Source organism: Mesorhizobium waitakense (assembly GCF_056431085.1).
In genome coordinates this window covers 1-14,729 of sequence record NZ_JBWKME010000031.1, presented here as the reverse complement: position 1 = coordinate 14,729, position 14,729 = coordinate 1, and the positions used below count along the sequence as shown (strand labels likewise).

General features: G+C 64.4%; 13 protein-coding genes. 5 read left to right on the top strand and 8 right to left on the bottom strand.

Annotated elements, in window-relative coordinates; genetic code table 11:
- Positions 1 to 21 precede the first annotated feature (21 nt).
- The 7 genes from AC07FD_RS09145 to AC07FD_RS09115 all read right to left on the bottom strand — a co-directional run bounded on the left by AC07FD_RS09145 (position 22) and on the right by AC07FD_RS09115 (position 6,647).
- Complete coding sequence (locus AC07FD_RS09145; protein ID WP_478349573.1) at positions 22 to 1,035, bottom strand: ABC transporter ATP-binding protein; 1,014 nt, start codon at positions 1,033 to 1,035, stop codon at positions 22 to 24.
- The gene (locus AC07FD_RS09140; RefSeq protein ID WP_478349572.1) at positions 1,028 to 2,140 is read right to left on the bottom strand and encodes an ABC transporter ATP-binding protein; all 1,113 of its coding nucleotides are present in this window, start codon (positions 2,138 to 2,140) and stop codon (positions 1,028 to 1,030) included. Before AC07FD_RS09140 ends, AC07FD_RS09145 begins: the two co-directional genes overlap by 8 nt.
- A gap of 2 nt (positions 2,141 to 2,142) precedes the next feature.
- Positions 2,143 to 2,349 (bottom strand): hypothetical protein, encoded by a 207-nt coding sequence (locus tag AC07FD_RS09135; protein ID WP_478349571.1) that lies wholly within the window; start codon positions 2,347 to 2,349, stop codon positions 2,143 to 2,145.
- Positions 2,346 to 3,296 (bottom strand): carbohydrate ABC transporter permease, encoded by a 951-nt coding sequence (locus AC07FD_RS09130; protein ID WP_095082780.1) that lies wholly within the window; start codon positions 3,294 to 3,296, stop codon positions 2,346 to 2,348. The genes AC07FD_RS09135 and AC07FD_RS09130 overlap by 4 nt, the downstream gene beginning before the upstream one ends.
- Positions 3,293 to 4,240, bottom strand: a complete 948-nt coding sequence (locus AC07FD_RS09125; protein WP_478349601.1) for a carbohydrate ABC transporter permease — start codon at positions 4,238 to 4,240, stop codon at positions 3,293 to 3,295. Before AC07FD_RS09125 ends, AC07FD_RS09130 begins: the two co-directional genes overlap by 4 nt.
- Before the next feature lie 110 nt (positions 4,241 to 4,350).
- Positions 4,351 to 5,682: an ABC transporter substrate-binding protein gene (locus tag AC07FD_RS09120; RefSeq protein WP_478349570.1), complete on the bottom strand. Its 1,332-nt coding sequence runs from the start codon at positions 5,680 to 5,682 to the stop codon at positions 4,351 to 4,353.
- Between the two features lie 275 nt (positions 5,683 to 5,957).
- On the bottom strand, positions 5,958 to 6,647 hold the full coding sequence (locus AC07FD_RS09115) for a PIG-L deacetylase family protein (RefSeq protein ID WP_478349569.1): 690 nt from the start codon (positions 6,645 to 6,647) through the stop codon (positions 5,958 to 5,960).
- Between the two features lie 28 nt (positions 6,648 to 6,675).
- Here AC07FD_RS09115 and AC07FD_RS09110 point away from each other — a divergent pair, with 28 nt between their 5' ends.
- The 5 genes from AC07FD_RS09110 (at position 6,676) to nhaA (ending at position 13,887) form a co-directional block, all read left to right on the top strand.
- Positions 6,676 to 7,566: a DMT family transporter gene (locus tag AC07FD_RS09110; RefSeq protein ID WP_478349568.1), complete on the top strand. Its 891-nt coding sequence runs from the start codon at positions 6,676 to 6,678 to the stop codon at positions 7,564 to 7,566.
- Between the two features lie 46 nt (positions 7,567 to 7,612).
- Positions 7,613 to 10,075: an ATP-dependent helicase HrpB gene (hrpB, locus tag AC07FD_RS09105; RefSeq protein ID WP_478349567.1), complete on the top strand. Its 2,463-nt coding sequence runs from the start codon at positions 7,613 to 7,615 to the stop codon at positions 10,073 to 10,075.
- 398 nt (positions 10,076 to 10,473) lie between these two features.
- Positions 10,474 to 11,805 (top strand): ActS/PrrB/RegB family redox-sensitive histidine kinase, encoded by a 1,332-nt coding sequence (locus AC07FD_RS09100; protein WP_478349566.1) that lies wholly within the window; start codon positions 10,474 to 10,476, stop codon positions 11,803 to 11,805.
- Between the two features lie 85 nt (positions 11,806 to 11,890).
- Complete coding sequence (locus AC07FD_RS09095) at positions 11,891 to 12,454, top strand: ActR/PrrA/RegA family redox response regulator transcription factor (RefSeq protein WP_478349565.1); 564 nt, start codon at positions 11,891 to 11,893, stop codon at positions 12,452 to 12,454.
- Between the two features lie 236 nt (positions 12,455 to 12,690).
- Complete coding sequence (nhaA, locus tag AC07FD_RS09090) at positions 12,691 to 13,887, top strand: Na+/H+ antiporter NhaA (protein WP_478349564.1); 1,197 nt, start codon at positions 12,691 to 12,693, stop codon at positions 13,885 to 13,887.
- A gap of 31 nt (positions 13,888 to 13,918) precedes the next feature.
- Here the strand turns inward: nhaA and AC07FD_RS09085 are convergent, their stop codons facing one another.
- On the bottom strand, positions 13,919 to 14,419 hold the full coding sequence (locus tag AC07FD_RS09085; RefSeq protein WP_478349600.1) for an MmcB family DNA repair protein: 501 nt from the start codon (positions 14,417 to 14,419) through the stop codon (positions 13,919 to 13,921).
- Positions 14,420 to 14,729 lie beyond the last annotated feature (310 nt).

Below are 14,729 nucleotides of genomic sequence, written 5' to 3'. Positions count from 1 at the left end.
CAGGGAAACACCGAAAACCGTTCACATCAGCCTTTGTCCGGCGGCACCAAAATAGAGCGGCGACCGGTAGCGGATCACCACCCTGTCGCCTTGCCCCAGATCCGTTTCGGGATCGGTCAGCGTCACCAGTTTCCGGGTTCCCACCGTCACATGCAGGTGGTTCTGGTCGCCAAGATGCTCGACCCAGTCGACGACGCCGTCGGCGTGACCGTTCGCGGCCTTCTCGATCGACAGATGTTCGGTGCGTGCACCGATCGTCTTGGTGCCGGCCGGCGCGCCGCCATCGGGCAGCAGCCCGGTTGGCAGAAGATTGATCGCCGGCTGGCCGAGCCTGGCCGCGACATGCAGGTTTGCCGGCTCCGAATAGATCGTACGGGGCGAGCCGATCTGCACCAGCACGCCATCGGCAAGGATGCCGATGCGGTCGGCCATCGTCATAGCCTCGATCTGGTCATGCGTGACATAGAGCATGGTGGCGCCGAGCTCGGCCTGGATGCGTTTCAGTTCGAGCCTGAGATCCGCCCGCAACTTGGCATCGAGCGACGACAGCGGCTCGTCCATCAGATAGATGGAAGGCTTGCGCACCAGCGCTCGGCCGATGGCGACGCGCTGCATTTCGCCGCCCGACAGCTTGGTCGAGCGGTTGGCGAGCTTGTGGTGGATGCGCACCATCTTCGCCACTTCCTCGACCCGGCGGCGAATCTGCTCTTCCGGCATCCTTCGTGCCGGCGAGCGCAGCGGGAAGGCAAGGTTGTCGAACACCGACAAATGCGGATAGAGCGAGTATTGCTGGAACACGAAGGCGGTGTCGCGCTCGGCCGGCGACAGCGTCGTGGCATTGTGGCCGCCGATTTCGATCGTGCCGGCATCCGGCCGCTCCAGCCCGGCGATCAGCCGCAGCGTCGTCGTCTTGCCGGCGCCGGTCGGCCCGAGCAGCACGACGAACTCACCATCGGCGATGGAGAGATCGAGACCGTTGACAGCGACATGGTCGCCAAAACTCTTGCTTACATTCTTGATGTGCACGTCAGCCATGCTGTGCCCTCCGCTCCGAGGCGGCATCGTGGATCGCGGTTCTCACCGCGCGGCCCGATCCTTTCTCGAACAGTGACAGCCGCGCGCTGCTCAGCGTCAGGCCGACATGGTCGCCGGTCGAGAGCCGGATTTCGGCCGGCACCCGGGCCTTGATGATGCCGTCCGCCGTCTCCACCGCGACGATCTGCGTGGTGCCGAGATATTCGGTGCCGTAGATTGCGCCACGCAGCTTGGAGTTGTCGTCGAAGCGGATGTGTTCCGGACGGATGCCGAGCGCCATGTCGGCCGGCGCGATATCCTCGCGCACTTCCGGCACCGCGACCTTCGCACCCTGGACGGTGATTTCCTTGGCGCCCTTTGCCAGTCCGCCGCCGAAGCCCAAAAAATTCATCGGCGGCGAACCGATGAAATCGGCGACGAACATGGTCGCCGGCCGGTCGTAGATCTCACGTGGCGTTCCGAATTGTTCGATGACGCCATGGTTCATCACCGCGATCTTGTCGGCCATCGACATCGCTTCCATCTGGTCGTGCGTGACATAGACGGTGGTGGCGTGGATGCGGTTGTGCAGTTCGCGCAACTCGTGGACCATCAAATCGCGAAACTCGGTATCAAGGGTCCCCAGCGGCTCGTCCATCAGGAAGCACTTTGGCCGCCGCACGATGGCGCGGCCGAGCGCCACTCGCTGGCGGTCGCCACCGGCAAGGCCTGAGACGGATTTGTTGAGCAGATGGTCGATGCGCAGAAGCTTGGCCGTCTCTTCGACGCGCTGGCGAATCTCGGCTGACGGCATGCCTTGCGCCAGCAGCGGGAAGCCGATGTTCTTGCGCACGTTCATGTGCGGATAGAGCGCGAACAGCTGGAAGACGAAGGCGATGTCGCGCTCGCGCGCCCGCAGCATGGTGACGTCGTCTCCGCCAAGCAGGATCTGGCCGCCGGTCGGCAGTTCGAGCCCGGCGATCATGCGCAGCGTCGTCGTCTTGCCGCAACCCGACGGTCCGAGCATGACGAAGAACTCGCCATCCTCGACAATGAAGTTGGAGTCCTGCACGGCGACGAAATCGCCGAAGGCCTTTCTCAGGTGCTGAACGCGAATTTCGGCCATGGCTATTCCGGGAACTTCGAGACGATGATGAACATCACGGTGCCGGCGAGCATGGTGATGAAGGAATAGGTGTAGAGCGACAGCGCGAAGGGCTGGAACAGCATCAGGAAGCCGAGGGCGATCAGCACCGTGGCGATGTTTTCCATCAGCCCGCGCCTGGCCCAGACCGGCCAGCGCGATTTGCGTTTCCGAGGGCTGGTCAGGCTCATTTGCGCACCGCGCCGAAGGTGATGCCGCGCAGCAATTGCTTGCGAAGCAGGATGGTGAAGACCAGGATCGGCACCAGGAAGATCGTCGTGCCGGCAGCGACCGCCGGCCAGTCCTGGCCGCCTTCGCCGATGATGGTCGGGATGAAGGGCGGCGCGGTCTGCGCCGTGCCCGAGGTCAAAAGGGCAGCGAAGGCATATTCGTTCCAGGCGAAGATCAGGCAGAAGATGGCGGTGGCGGCAATGCCGGTCGTCGCCTGCGGCAGCACGGTGCGCCAGAAGGCCTGCAGCCGTGTATAGCCGTCGATCATCGCGGCTTCCTCATATTCGCGCGGGATCTCGTCGATGAAGCCTTTCAAGAGCCACACGGCCAGTGAAACATTGACCGCTGTATAGAGCAGGATCATGCCGAGCGCGGTGTCGGACAGGCCAAGTTCGCGGTACATCAGGTAGATGGGAATCGCGACGGCGATCGGCGGCATCATGCGCGTCGACAGGATGAAGAACAGGAGGTCGTCGGCGAGCGGCACCTTGAAGCGTGAGAAACCATAGGCCGACAGCGTGCCAAGGAAGACGGCGCAGAAGGTCGAGCCAAAGGCGATAATCAGCGAATTGACGAAGCGCGGCAGGAAGTTGGACGGACCGGCGATCACCATGTTGCGCTTGCGCGTGGTCTCGTCGCAAAAGCCGGTCGCCGGTCCCAGCGAGTTGATGTATTCCGGCGTCTGCCGGGTCCGCGTCGTGAACAGGTTGCAGTAGCCCTCGAGGCTCGGCTGGAACAGCAGTTTCGGCGGATAGGCAATCGAGTCCGGCGGCGTCTTGAAGCTGGTGGCGAAGATCCACAGCAGCGGCACGATCGAGATCAGCGCGTAGGCGATGATGATCGCGCCGGCGATGCGCTTCGAATTTGCCGAAGGTGCGACGACCGAGTGGGCAGTGGTCAGGCTCATCTCTGCTTCACCTTGTTGAGCGCCTTGACGTAGATGTTGGCAAGCCCGAACACCGCGACGAACAGGATGATGGCGAAGGCCGAGGAATAGCCTGTGCGCCAGCTCTCGAAGGCCTGACGCTTGAGCGTGATCGAGGCGACCTCGGTGGTCGAGCCCGGCCCGCCGCCGGTGAGCAGATTGACCATGTCGAACATCTTGAAGTTCTCGATGCCGCGAAACAGCACCGCCAGCATGATGAAGGGCAGCGCCATCGGCAACGTGATCGACCAGAACTGCCGCCAGTTGGAGGCGCGGTCGACCTCGGCCGCCTCATAGATGTATTCTGGGATCGAGCGCAGCCCGGCGAGGCAGATCAGCATCACGTAAGGCGTCCACATCCAGGTGTCGACGATGATGATCGACCATGGCGCCAGCGACACGTTGGAGAGCATCTGGATGTTTGTTGGCGGGATGCCGGTGACGAAGGAAATGGCATAGGCGAACAGGCCGATCTGCGGCTCGTAGAGGAAGCGCCAGAAATTACCGACCACCGCCGGCGACAGCATCATCGGAACCAGGATGAGCGTCGTCCAGAACGCGTGGCCACGGAACTTCCTGTCGATCAGCCAGGCCAGCGTGAAGCCGATCAGCGTCTGCAGCAGGATGGTCCAGAACACGAAATGCGCCGTCGTCTGCATGGCGATCCAGATGTCCTGGTCGCCGAGGATGCGCCGGTAGTTGGCAAAGCCGAGGTTCTTCACCACCTCGTTCGGCCGGTTGGCGCGGTAGTTGGTGAACGACAGATAGATCGCCCAGAACAGCGGGAAGATGTTGATGGCGAGCAGCAACAGGATCGTCGGCGAAATGAACAGCCAGGCGAGGCCCTTGTCGCTGATGCCCCGGACTTGGCGGGCCAACGGTTCCGGGGTCGCCCGGGCAACGTTCTCCGCGGTCCGATTGAGCATGGTCAGTCCTGCTTCGGTCACTTTGGTCGTCTCTGCCATGGAATTTATCTGAACTGCGTCCCGTGCCAAGGGCGGCACGGGACGCTTGGGCCTGGCTCGGGAGGAGCCGGTTACATCTTGCCGTCGTCCTGGAAGACCTGCGTCCAGTCCTTGACCAGGCCGTCGAGGGCATCCTTGGCCGAACCCTGGCCGGCTACGACATAGTCATGGAAGCGCTTCTGCGACGCCTGCAGCAGCGGCGCGTAGCTCGGCTCGGCCCAGAAGTCCTTCACGATGGCCATCGAGTCGAGGAAGGTCTGCGCATAGGGCTGGCTGGCCGGGAATTTCGGGTCCTTCACCACGGCGTTCAGGCAGGAGTAGCCGCCGAGCGACCACCACTTGGCCTGCACATCCTTGTTGGCGAACCACTTGATGTATTTCAGCGCCGATTCCTGCTTGTCGGAATAGGACACCACCGAGATACCCTGGCCGCCGAGCTGGGCGAACTGGTCGCCGTCAGGCCCCTTGGGGTTGACGAAGTAACCGATCTTGTCGCCACCGACATTCTCGTCCTTCTGCAGGCCCGGCCATGTGAAAGCGAAGTTCATGTGCATCGCCACCTGGCCCGATTTGAAGGCATCGACGCCTTCGCCCATGTAGCTGTTCGAGGCGCCCGGAGGGGTGCAGCAATCATAGAGCGCCTTGTAGAACTCCAGACCCTTCACCGACTTGTCGGAATTGACGAAGCCTTCCATTTCGTAGGGCTTCTTCGGGTTCTCGTACTGGAAACCGTAGCTGTAGAGCACATCCATGGCGCCCATGGTGATGCCTTCCGAGCCACGCTCGGTGTAGATCGAGGCGCCATAGACGGTCTTGCCGTCGATCTGCCGCTTCTGGAAGAATTCGGCGATCTGCTTCAGCTGGTCGAACGTCGCCGGCGGGCCGAGATCCCAGCCGTATTTCTCCTTGAATTCCTTCTGCAGCTCCGGCTTGGAGAACCAGTCCTTGCGGTAGGTCCAGCCGACGACGTCGCCCATGGCCGGCAGCGCCCAGTAGTTCGGCGTGTTCTTCGGCCATTCCGAATAGCCGACGACGGTTGCCGGCACGAAGTCGTCCATGCTGATCTTCTCCTTGTCGAAGAAGTCGTTCAGCTTGACGTAGTGGCCGTTCTCGGCGGCGCCGCCGATCCACTGGCTGTCGCCGATGATCAGGTCGCACAGCTTGCCGTGCGAGTTCAGCTCGTTGAGAAAACGGTCGGCATAGTTGGTCCATGGCACGAACTCGAATTTCATGCCGATGCCGGTTTCCTTGGTAAAATCCTTGGACAGTTCGACAAGCGCGTTGGCCGGGTCCCAGGCGGCCCAGCACAGCGTCAGGTCTTCAGCGTGCGCGACGCTCGAGACGGCTGTCGACGCTGTAATCGCCGAGGCCAGTCCCAACGCCAGTTTAAAGCTCGATTTCATGCCTTCCTCCCATTTGCGAAACGCGCCCGGATGACGGTTTCAAGAGCCCTCAACCCCTCTCCTCAGGGGCCCAAACATGGCGGCGCGGCAGCGCGGCAGATGTTTAGTAATTTGTTTAGTGATGCAATTTTTACTAAACAAGGCAAGCGAATTCGTTGCTGCGCCGCAGCATGCTCACGGCGGTGTTTGAAAACGTTGGGAAAAGCGTGGATCGCGACTCGGATGTCGAAGCCGTGCAGGCCGAGTCCAACCAGACCTAAAGGTCGTCCCGGCTCTCAGTCGACCCGTTTGGTGCTCACCGTGACCGGCCGGATCGCCGGCGCCGGCGGCAGCAGCGCGCGGATGTCGGCGAAGGGAAACACAGGCTCGAAGCGGAAGGCCTCGGCCAATGAACCCTGCGCGCCGTTGCACTGGCCTGAACGAAAAAGGTTTTGCGTTCTCGCGCCGTCGACGAAGCGCTCCGGATCCTGCGACTGATGCATGCGGATCGCCTTGGCCTTGATGTCGGCGTGCACGGAAATATCGACATAGTGCGTCGGCGAAAAACCGGTGCCGCCGAGCGTGTCGGCGTGCAGCACCGGCACCGCGAACGAAGCCGCGATGCGCACGCCGTCCGACAGCGCACGGTGGTCGCCGTGATAGTCGTTCGGCGCATGGGTGATAGCCAGGTCCGGTCCGACCTCGCCGATCAGCGCTTTCAGCGCCGCGATCAGTGCGGCATCGGCCACCAGCGCGCCGTCCGGGAAGTCGAGAAAACGTGGCGTGACCCCAAGCAGGCCTGCCGCTTGGCTCGCCTCCTTGCGCCGCGCCCGGGCAAGCGCGCCGGGATCGCCCTTGCCGCCCTTGGCCCCATCGGTGGCTATGGCAAAAATGAGTTCTGCGCCTTGCGCGGCATAGGCGGCCATCGTACCGAACATGAAGATCTCGATGTCGTCCGGATGCGCACCGAGCGCCAGTATTTTCAAGCTACTCTCTCCCCGGAAATCAAAAAACGTGACGAACGGAATCCTGCTCGCCCTGATCGCCTATGCAAGCTATTCGGGCAGCGATGCGGTTGTCAAAAGCCTCGGCGGACAGTTCACGGTCTTCGAGATCGGATTTTTCATAACGCTGTTTGCCGGCTGTTTTCTCTTCTTCACACGGCCGGCGGAGGAACGCTGGCGTGATTTCTGGCGCACCAAAAGGCCTTTGGCGGTGCAGGCGCGTGCCTGGGCGGGCATCGCTTCCGGCGTGCTCAGCGTCTACGCTTTCACCACCATTCCGCTGGCGGAGGTCTATGCGCTGGTCTTTCTGGCGCCGCTCTGCGTCACCATCCTCTCCACCGTCATCCTCAAGGAGAAGGTCGGCCCGTGGCGCTGGCTGGCGGTGGTCGCCGGTTTTGCCGGTGTCATTCTGGTGGTGCGGCCGGGGTTTCGCGAGCTCAATCTCGGCCATCTTGCCGCGTTCGGCGTTGCCTTCCTCGCCGTCGCCAGCGTCATCCTGATGCGCTCGCTGGCACAGCAGGAAAAGCGCACGACCATGCTGGGTGTGCTGGTCGGCTACGGCCTGTTGTTCAACGGCGTTGGGGCCGCCACCACCTCATTCACCGTACCGGACGGCAAGCAACTGGTGTGGCTGGTGATGGCGGGCGCCCTCACCGCTTGCGGGCAGTTGCTGCAGCTGCTGGCTGTCAAATATGCGCCCGCCAACCGGATCGCGCCGACGCATTATTCGCAGATCGTCTGGGCGGTGATCCTCGGTGCGCTGTTCTTCCAGGAATACCCCGACTGGCTGTCGCTTGTCGGCCTCGCGGTCGTCGGCGGCTCCGGCCTGCTGACCATGGTGCGCGAGGAAGCGCGGCTCGGCACCGTGCGCTGGAACCCGTTTTCCCGCACCCGGCTTTGACCTGTCCCGGTTGCACGGCGACCGCGACCGCTGATATGCGGACGCGATGACGACAAAACCCTTGCCGGAGCTTCCCGTATCCGCCGTGCTGCCGGCGCTGAGTGAAGCGCTGGCCGAACGCAACAGCGCCGTGCTGGTGGCGCCGCCCGGCGCCGGCAAGACGACGCTGGTGCCGCTGGCGCTGCTCGATGCGCCGTGGCTGGGTGCCGGCAAGATCGTTCTGCTCGAACCGCGCCGGCTCGCGGCCCGCGCCGCCGCCCGCCGCATGGCCGAACTCGTCGGCGAGGAGCCCGGCGCCACCGTCGGCTACGCCATGCGCATGGAGAACCGAACCTCGGCCAAGACCAGGATACTGGTCGTCACCGAAGGCGTGCTGGCGCGTATGATCCTCGACGATCCCGAACTGCCCGGCGTCTCGGCGGTGATCTTCGACGAATTCCACGAGCGCTCGCTCGATGGCGATTTCGGCCTCGCGCTAGCGCTCGATGTGCAAGGCGCGCTGCGGCCGGATCTGCGGGTTCTGGTGATGTCGGCGACACTCGACGGCGCCCGTGTTGCGAAATTGCTGTCCGACGCATCGGTGATCGAGAGCGAGGGCCGCGCCTTCCCCGTCGACATCCGCTACGACGAGCGTCCGGCCGGCACCACCATCGAAGACGCCATGGCCAGGGCGATCCGCTCCGCGCTTGCCGACGAGAGCGGCAGCGTGCTCGCCTTCCTGCCCGGCCAACGCGAGATCGAGCGCACCGCCGAGCGGCTGGCCGGCAAGGTTGGCGCCGACACCGATATCGTGCCGCTCTACGGCATGCTCGACGGCAAGGCGCAGGACGCTGCGATCAAGCCGGCGCCTGCCGGCCGCCGCAAGGTGGTGCTGGCCACCTCTATCGCCGAAACCTCCATCACCATCGACGGCGTGCGCGTCGTCATCGATTCCGGCCTGTCGCGGCTGCCACGCTACGAGCCGCCCAGCGGCCTCACCCGGCTGGAGACCGTGCGTGTCAGCAAGGCGTCCGCCGACCAGCGCGCCGGCCGTGCCGGGCGCACGCAGCCGGGCGTCGCCATGCGGCTGTGGCGGGCCGAGCAGACCGCGGCGCTCCCCACCTTCACGCCACCGGAAATCCTCGAGGCCGACCTGTCCGGCCTGTTGCTCGACTGTGCCGCCTTCGGCGTCGCCGATCCCATGAGCCTCGCCTTCCTCGATCCGCCGCCCGCTCCGGCGCTCAACGAGGCAAGGATGCTGCTGCGCGCGCTGGATGCCGTCGACGAGGCCGGCCGCCTGACGGAGGCGGGCACGGCGATGCGCAAGCTCGCTCTGCCGGTGCGGTTGGCGCATATGGTCGCCGAGGCCGCCAGGAGCGGCCATGCCGACGAGGCGGCCATGCTTGCCGTGCTGCTGACGGAACGGGGACTTGGCGGCGACGGCGCCGATCTGGAGCGGCGGCTGATGCGCTTTCGCTCCGAGCGATCGCCGCGCGCCACCGCCGCGCGCCAGCTTGCCGAGCGGCTGGCGAGACAGGCCGGCGGCGTGAAGAACGGCGGGACTGTTTCCGCCGGCGCGCTTCTGATCCACGCCTGGCCCGATCGCGTCGCCAAGGCGCGCGGCGAGCGCGGCCGTTTCGTGCTGGCCAACGGTTCCGGCGCCATGCTCGACGCCGCCGACCCGCTGGCCGGCGAGCCGTTTCTGGTCGTCGCCGACCTGCAGGGCAAGGCGCAGAATGCGCGCATCACGGCGGCGGCGGCAATTGGCGAGGACGATGTCCGCGCAGCCCTTGCCGACAGGATCGAAACGCGCAGGCAAACCAGCTTCGACCGCGACAAGCGCGCCGTGCGTGTGCGCGAGACCGTGCGCCTTGGCGCCATCACCCTTTCCGAGCGTATGCTGCCGCCGCCAACCGGCGCTGCTGCCGATCGCGCCATCCTCGACGCATTGCGCGAGCATGGGCTGTCGCTGCTGACCTGGGGCAAGGAAGCGCAGACGCTGCGCCAGCGGCTCTCCTGGCTGCATCGCGGCCTCGGAGCGCCGTGGCCTGATATGTCGGATGCCCCCCTCATCGAGCGCCTCGACGACTGGCTGCTGCCGTTTCTGTCCGGCGCGGCCTCCTTTGCCGCCATCGATCCGGGCGTCGTCGCGGCCGGGCTGGCCACTCTCGTGCCGCATGACTTGCAGCGCAGGATCGAAGCGCTGGCTCCAACCCATTTCGACGCCCCGTCCGGCAGCCATGTACCGATCCGCTATGACGGCGAATGGCCGGTGCTGGCGGTGCGCGTGCAGGAGCTGTTCGGCCTCGACCGCCATCCTGCCATCGCCAATGGCACGGTGCCGCTAACGCTCGAGCTCTTGTCGCCGGCGCACCGGCCGATCCAGACGACGCGCGACCTGCCCGGCTTCTGGCGCGGCTCCTGGGCCGATGTGCGCGCCGACATGCGCGGCCGCTATCCCAAGCATGTCTGGCCGGAAAATCCGCTGCTCGCGGCCGCCACCGCCCGCGCCAAGCCGCGCGGGACCTAGCCTTGGCGCAGTTTTGATGGGCCGCCTTCGCCGGCGGGCGGCGTATATTGGAGATTGGTGAAAACGCCCATCGCTTCGTCATCCACGGGCAGAGCAAGGAGCGTAGCGACGCAGCGCAGACCCGAGGATCCATGCCGCGACGTTCGAGCGCTGCCGCGGTGCAGATTCTGCTCCGCTGTGCCCTCCGGCCAAGATCCCGGCATGGATCCTCGGGTCTCCGCGTCCGCTTCGCTCCCGTTCCGCCCGTGGATGACGAAGTTGAGAAGCTTCGGCCAATCCCGAATGCTTATGACGGTCCGCTGAAAACGAACCATGAAATCTCGGCGTTCAACAGGCCTCCAACCCGCGAATGCCCTGATGCAGCGCTACTAGCGCTTCCTGTCCCGCGGCTGTAATCCATGGCCATGATCAATGTTTTGCGTTCGCCCGATTTCCAGCAGAGCCAGAGACTGCGCCTCAACACGCTGATCAGGCTGCGCTGGCTTGCCATCGTCGGGCAGAGCCTGGCGGTGCTCGTCGTTGCCTATGGCCTGAAATTCCCGTTGCCGGTCAGCCTCTGCTTCGCGCTGATCGCCTGTTCGGCCTGGATGAACCTGTTTCTCGCCTTCCGCTTTCCGGCGGCGCATCGACTCACCCCGCTCGCGGCCTTCGGCATCCTCATCTTCGACAGCTTGCAGCTTGCCGGCCTGCTTTACATGACCGGCGGCCTCACCAACCCGTTCTCGCTGCTGATGACCGTGCCCGTCGTCATTTCGGCGACCTCGCTGCCCTTGCGCCTGACCGCGATTCTCGGCGGACTGGTGATGACGGCGGCGACCTTGCTGGTCTTTGTCCATCTGCCGCTGCCCTGGCATGAAGGCGCGCCGCTGGCGATGCCGTTCATCTACGTCGCCGGCATATGGATGGCGGTGCTGTCCTCGATCGCCTTCACCGCCATCTACGCCTTCCGGGTGGCCGCCGAAGCGCGGCTTCTGGCCAACGCACTTGCCGCCACCGAACTGGTGCTGCAGCGCGAGCAGCACCTTTCGGCGCTCGACGGGTTGGCGGCGGCGGCCGCGCACGAGCTCGGCACGCCGCTCGCCACCATCGCGCTTGTCTCCAAGGAGATGGAAAAGGTGCTCGGCAACGATCCGAAATACGGCGAAGACGTCAGGCTGCTGCGCTCGCAGAGCGAGCGCTGCCGCGAGATCCTCAAGCGCCTGACCAGCCTGTCGTCCGAGGGCGAGGCGCACCTTTCCCGGTTGCCTTTGACCTCGCTGGTCGAGGAGGTCACCGCCCCGCACCGCGACTTCGGTATCTCGATCAAGCTTCGCCCTGGCGAGCGCATCGGGCCCGAACCGGTCGGGCGCCGCAATCCGGGCGTCATCTACGGCCTTGGCAACCTGGTCGAGAACGCCGTCGATTTCGCCCGCAAGAGCGTCACGGTGAGCTGGAGCTGGGACGACACCACTGTGGCCTTCTCGATCATCGATGACGGGCCGGGCTTTCCGGCCGAGATCATCGACCGTATCGGCGAGCCCTATATGTCGACGCGCCAGGGCACGGAAGCCGGCGGCGGCCTGGGGTTGGGCCTGTTCATCGCCAAGACGCTGCTCGAACGTTCCGGCGCGACGCTCGATTTCCGCAATTCGAGCGGCCTGGGCGAGGGCGCCGTGGTACAGATATCGTGGCCGCGCGGTGTGTTCCTCAATCCGGAAATCACCTCGGCCAGCATGTTCGACACCGCCTGAGAGCCTTGCAAGGGCTCGAAAAATTGGACAATGAGGCTCAGGAACTATATCTGCGTGGAATTAAGGCAGCAGGAATTTTGAGACCATGACAGGCGACGAAAACATTGGCGCAATGGTTGAAGGCGAGGACACCTCGCTGCTCATCGTCGATGACGACAAGCCGTTCCTCACGCGCCTGGCTCGCGCCATGGAAACCAGGGGCTTCGTGGTCGAGACGGCCGAGAGCGTCGAGGAGGCGGTCGGCAAGGCGCGCGCCAACCCGCCCGCCTATGCCGTGGTCGACATGCGGCTCGGCGACGGCAACGGCCTCGACGTGGTTGCCGCTATCCGCGAGAAGCGCGACGATTCCCGCACCATCATCCTGACCGGGTACGGCAACATCGCCACGGCGGTGACGGCGGTGAAGCTCGGCGCTATCGATTACCTCTCCAAGCCGGCCGATGCCGACGACATCTTTGCCGCGCTTACCCGCACGGCGGGCGAGCGGGCGGCACCTCCGGAAAACCCAATGTCGGCCGACCGTGTCCGCTGGGAACATATCCAGCGTGTCTATGAAATGTGCGAGCGCAACGTCTCCGAGACCGCGCGCCGACTCAACATGCATCGCCGCACCTTGCAGCGGATTCTGGCCAAGCGCGCGCCGCGCTGAGAGACCGTTTGGAAATCCGCTCTGGCGGACATCTGATGGCGTTTTCTGCGCTTCCGTTGCTCACGGACCAATGTCCGCTGCGCTACGGTTCTCGAAACCACCATCAAATGACTCACCAGAACGAATTTCGAAACAGTCTCTGAGACGCTGAGACATAGTTCGATGCTTGCCCGGCAGCTGCAGTTTGAGCATCATCGCGAATGACGCCGGCCAACAGGCGGCATGACGGAGGCGACATGCAGGACTTGAAGCAGCGGCCGGTTTCCGTCTTCCGCGAATTTCTCGACAGCGAGGCGGCCGGCGGCATCGTCCTGATGGCGGCGGCCGCACTCGCCCTGATCGTCGCCAACTCGCCGCTGGCTGAAACGTACTTCTCCGCTCTCCACGCCTATCTCGGCCCGCTCAGCGTCTCGCACTGGGTCAATGACGGGCTGATGGCGGTGTTCTTCCTGCTCGTCGGGCTTGAGATCAAGCGCGAGATGCTGGACGGCCAGCTTTCCACCTGGCCCAGGCGCGCGCTCCCCGGCATCGCTGCAGCCGGCGGCATGGTGGTTCCTGCGCTCGTCTACGTCGTGGTCAACCGCAACAACGCGGCCGCACTGTCCGGCTGGGCGATCCCGACCGCCACCGACATCGCCTTCGCGCTTGGCGTGCTGTCGCTGCTCGGCAGTCGGGTGCCGGCCTCGCTGAAGGTGTTCCTCACGGCACTAGCCATCATCGATGACCTCGGCGCCGTCATCATCATCGCCATCTTCTACACCAGCGGCCTGTCATCAGCTTATCTTGGTGCCGCCTTCGCCGTCATTGCCGTGCTCGTCGTGCTCAACCGCATGCGGGTGATGACGCTGCTGCCCTATCTCGTGCTCGGCGCCATCCTGTGGGTGCTGGTGCTGAAATCGGGCGTCCATGCCACACTTGCCGGCGTGGCGCTGGCCTTGACCATTCCACTCGAACGCACCGCCGGGATCGGCCACGATCTCGACCATTCGCCGCTGCACCGGCTCGAGCACGGCTTGCACAAAATAGTGCCCTTCGTCGTCATCCCGATCTTCGGCTTTGCCAATGCCGGCGTTCCGCTCACCGCCCTGAGCATCAGTGCGCTGATCGAGCCGTTGACGCTCGGTGTCGCCGCCGGCCTCGTCGTCGGCAAGCTGGTCGGCGTCTTCGGCTCCTCTGCACTTGCCATCCGCTTCGGCCTTGCCGACTTGCCGGCCCACGCCGGCTGGTGGCACTTGATCGGCATCTCGCTGCTGTGCGGCATCGGCTTCACCATGAGCCTGTTCATCGGCCTGCTTGCCTTCGCCAGCGACGCGGCACTCCAGGACGCGGTCAAGGTCGGCATCCTCGCCGGCTCCTTCATCGCCGCCCTCCTCGGCGCCGCCGTGTTGTTGATGGCGCCGGCGGCGGGTGGGGTGGACGAGAGCGAAGAGTAGGGCTGGTCCCGCAGTTCTTGGGTTCTGCGAACTACTCGCTCTCCCCCTCCAGCGCCGGCACCGACACACCGGCAAGCTCAGCCGCCAGCAGCCGCGAGGCGCCGGCTCGCGCGATCCGCAGCATCAGCGCCTTGCGCGTTGCCGCCGCCATGCGGTGCTCCGGCGCATCGCGCAGGATTTCGGCGCCATAGCCGTCGGAGAGGATGAAGCCGCACTCCTCGGGAAAGATCTCCGACGGCACACCGGGATGGGTGGCGAAGAAGAAGCGATCGGAATGCAGCCGGTAGTCGGGCCATTTTCGGTCGACCCTGAAATCCTCGATCGAGGATTTGATCTCGATGATCCAGATGTCGCCCTGCCGCGTCAGCGCGACGAGGTCGGCACGGCGGCCGGTGGCCAGCGACAGTTCCGGCAGCACATGCGCGCCCATCTCCATCAAAAGCCGCTGCACGCCGCGCCGCACCAGCATGGCGCGCTCGGACTGGCGGCCGTCGACAAGCGGATTTTGCAGAATCGGCGAGATGATTGGCATGGCGGCACCATGCCAGATTTTGTTCACGGTTCGAACCTGTTTTATGGGGGCGATTATATGGTTGACAAACCTAATGCGCTTTAGGGGCGAATAGGCTCCCAAACATGGCGATCTGGATAAGGGTTGCTGCCCAAGAAATACCAATCGGCCAAGTCATCTAACCGGCGATAAGCGATATCGTAATAAATAGCGGCGAGCGGGCGGGGAAACTCGGGGTGGGTCGTCCAGTTCCGGACAAACCCTGGCACATACCAAAACCCTTATATGGGAATGGTCAACCACAAACGGCATCACGTCGACATTGTCATAT

Excerpts from the sequence above, each read along its gene's own strand:
- AC07FD_RS09145 (WP_478349573.1), bottom strand. The coding sequence starts at position 1,035 with ATGGCTGACGTGCACATCAAGAATGTAAGCAAGAGTTTTGGCGACCAT.
- AC07FD_RS09140 (WP_478349572.1), bottom strand. The coding sequence starts at position 2,140 with ATGGCCGAAATTCGCGTTCAGCACCTGAGAAAGGCCTTCGGCGATTTC.
- AC07FD_RS09135 (WP_478349571.1), bottom strand. The coding sequence starts at position 2,349 with ATGAGCCTGACCAGCCCTCGGAAACGCAAATCGCGCTGGCCGGTCTGG.
- AC07FD_RS09130 (WP_095082780.1), bottom strand. The coding sequence starts at position 3,296 with ATGAGCCTGACCACTGCCCACTCGGTCGTCGCACCTTCGGCAAATTCG.
- AC07FD_RS09125 (WP_478349601.1), bottom strand. The coding sequence starts at position 4,240 with ATGCTCAATCGGACCGCGGAGAACGTTGCCCGGGCGACCCCGGAACCG.
- AC07FD_RS09120 (WP_478349570.1), bottom strand. The coding sequence starts at position 5,682 with ATGAAATCGAGCTTTAAACTGGCGTTGGGACTGGCCTCGGCGATTACA.
- hrpB (WP_478349567.1), top strand. The coding sequence starts at position 7,613 with ATGACGACAAAACCCTTGCCGGAGCTTCCCGTATCCGCCGTGCTGCCG.
- AC07FD_RS09100 (WP_478349566.1), top strand. The coding sequence starts at position 10,474 with ATGGCCATGATCAATGTTTTGCGTTCGCCCGATTTCCAGCAGAGCCAG.
- AC07FD_RS09095 (WP_478349565.1), top strand. The coding sequence starts at position 11,891 with ATGACAGGCGACGAAAACATTGGCGCAATGGTTGAAGGCGAGGACACC.
- nhaA (WP_478349564.1), top strand. The coding sequence starts at position 12,691 with ATGCAGGACTTGAAGCAGCGGCCGGTTTCCGTCTTCCGCGAATTTCTC.
- AC07FD_RS09085 (WP_478349600.1), bottom strand. The coding sequence starts at position 14,419 with ATGCCAATCATCTCGCCGATTCTGCAAAATCCGCTTGTCGACGGCCGC.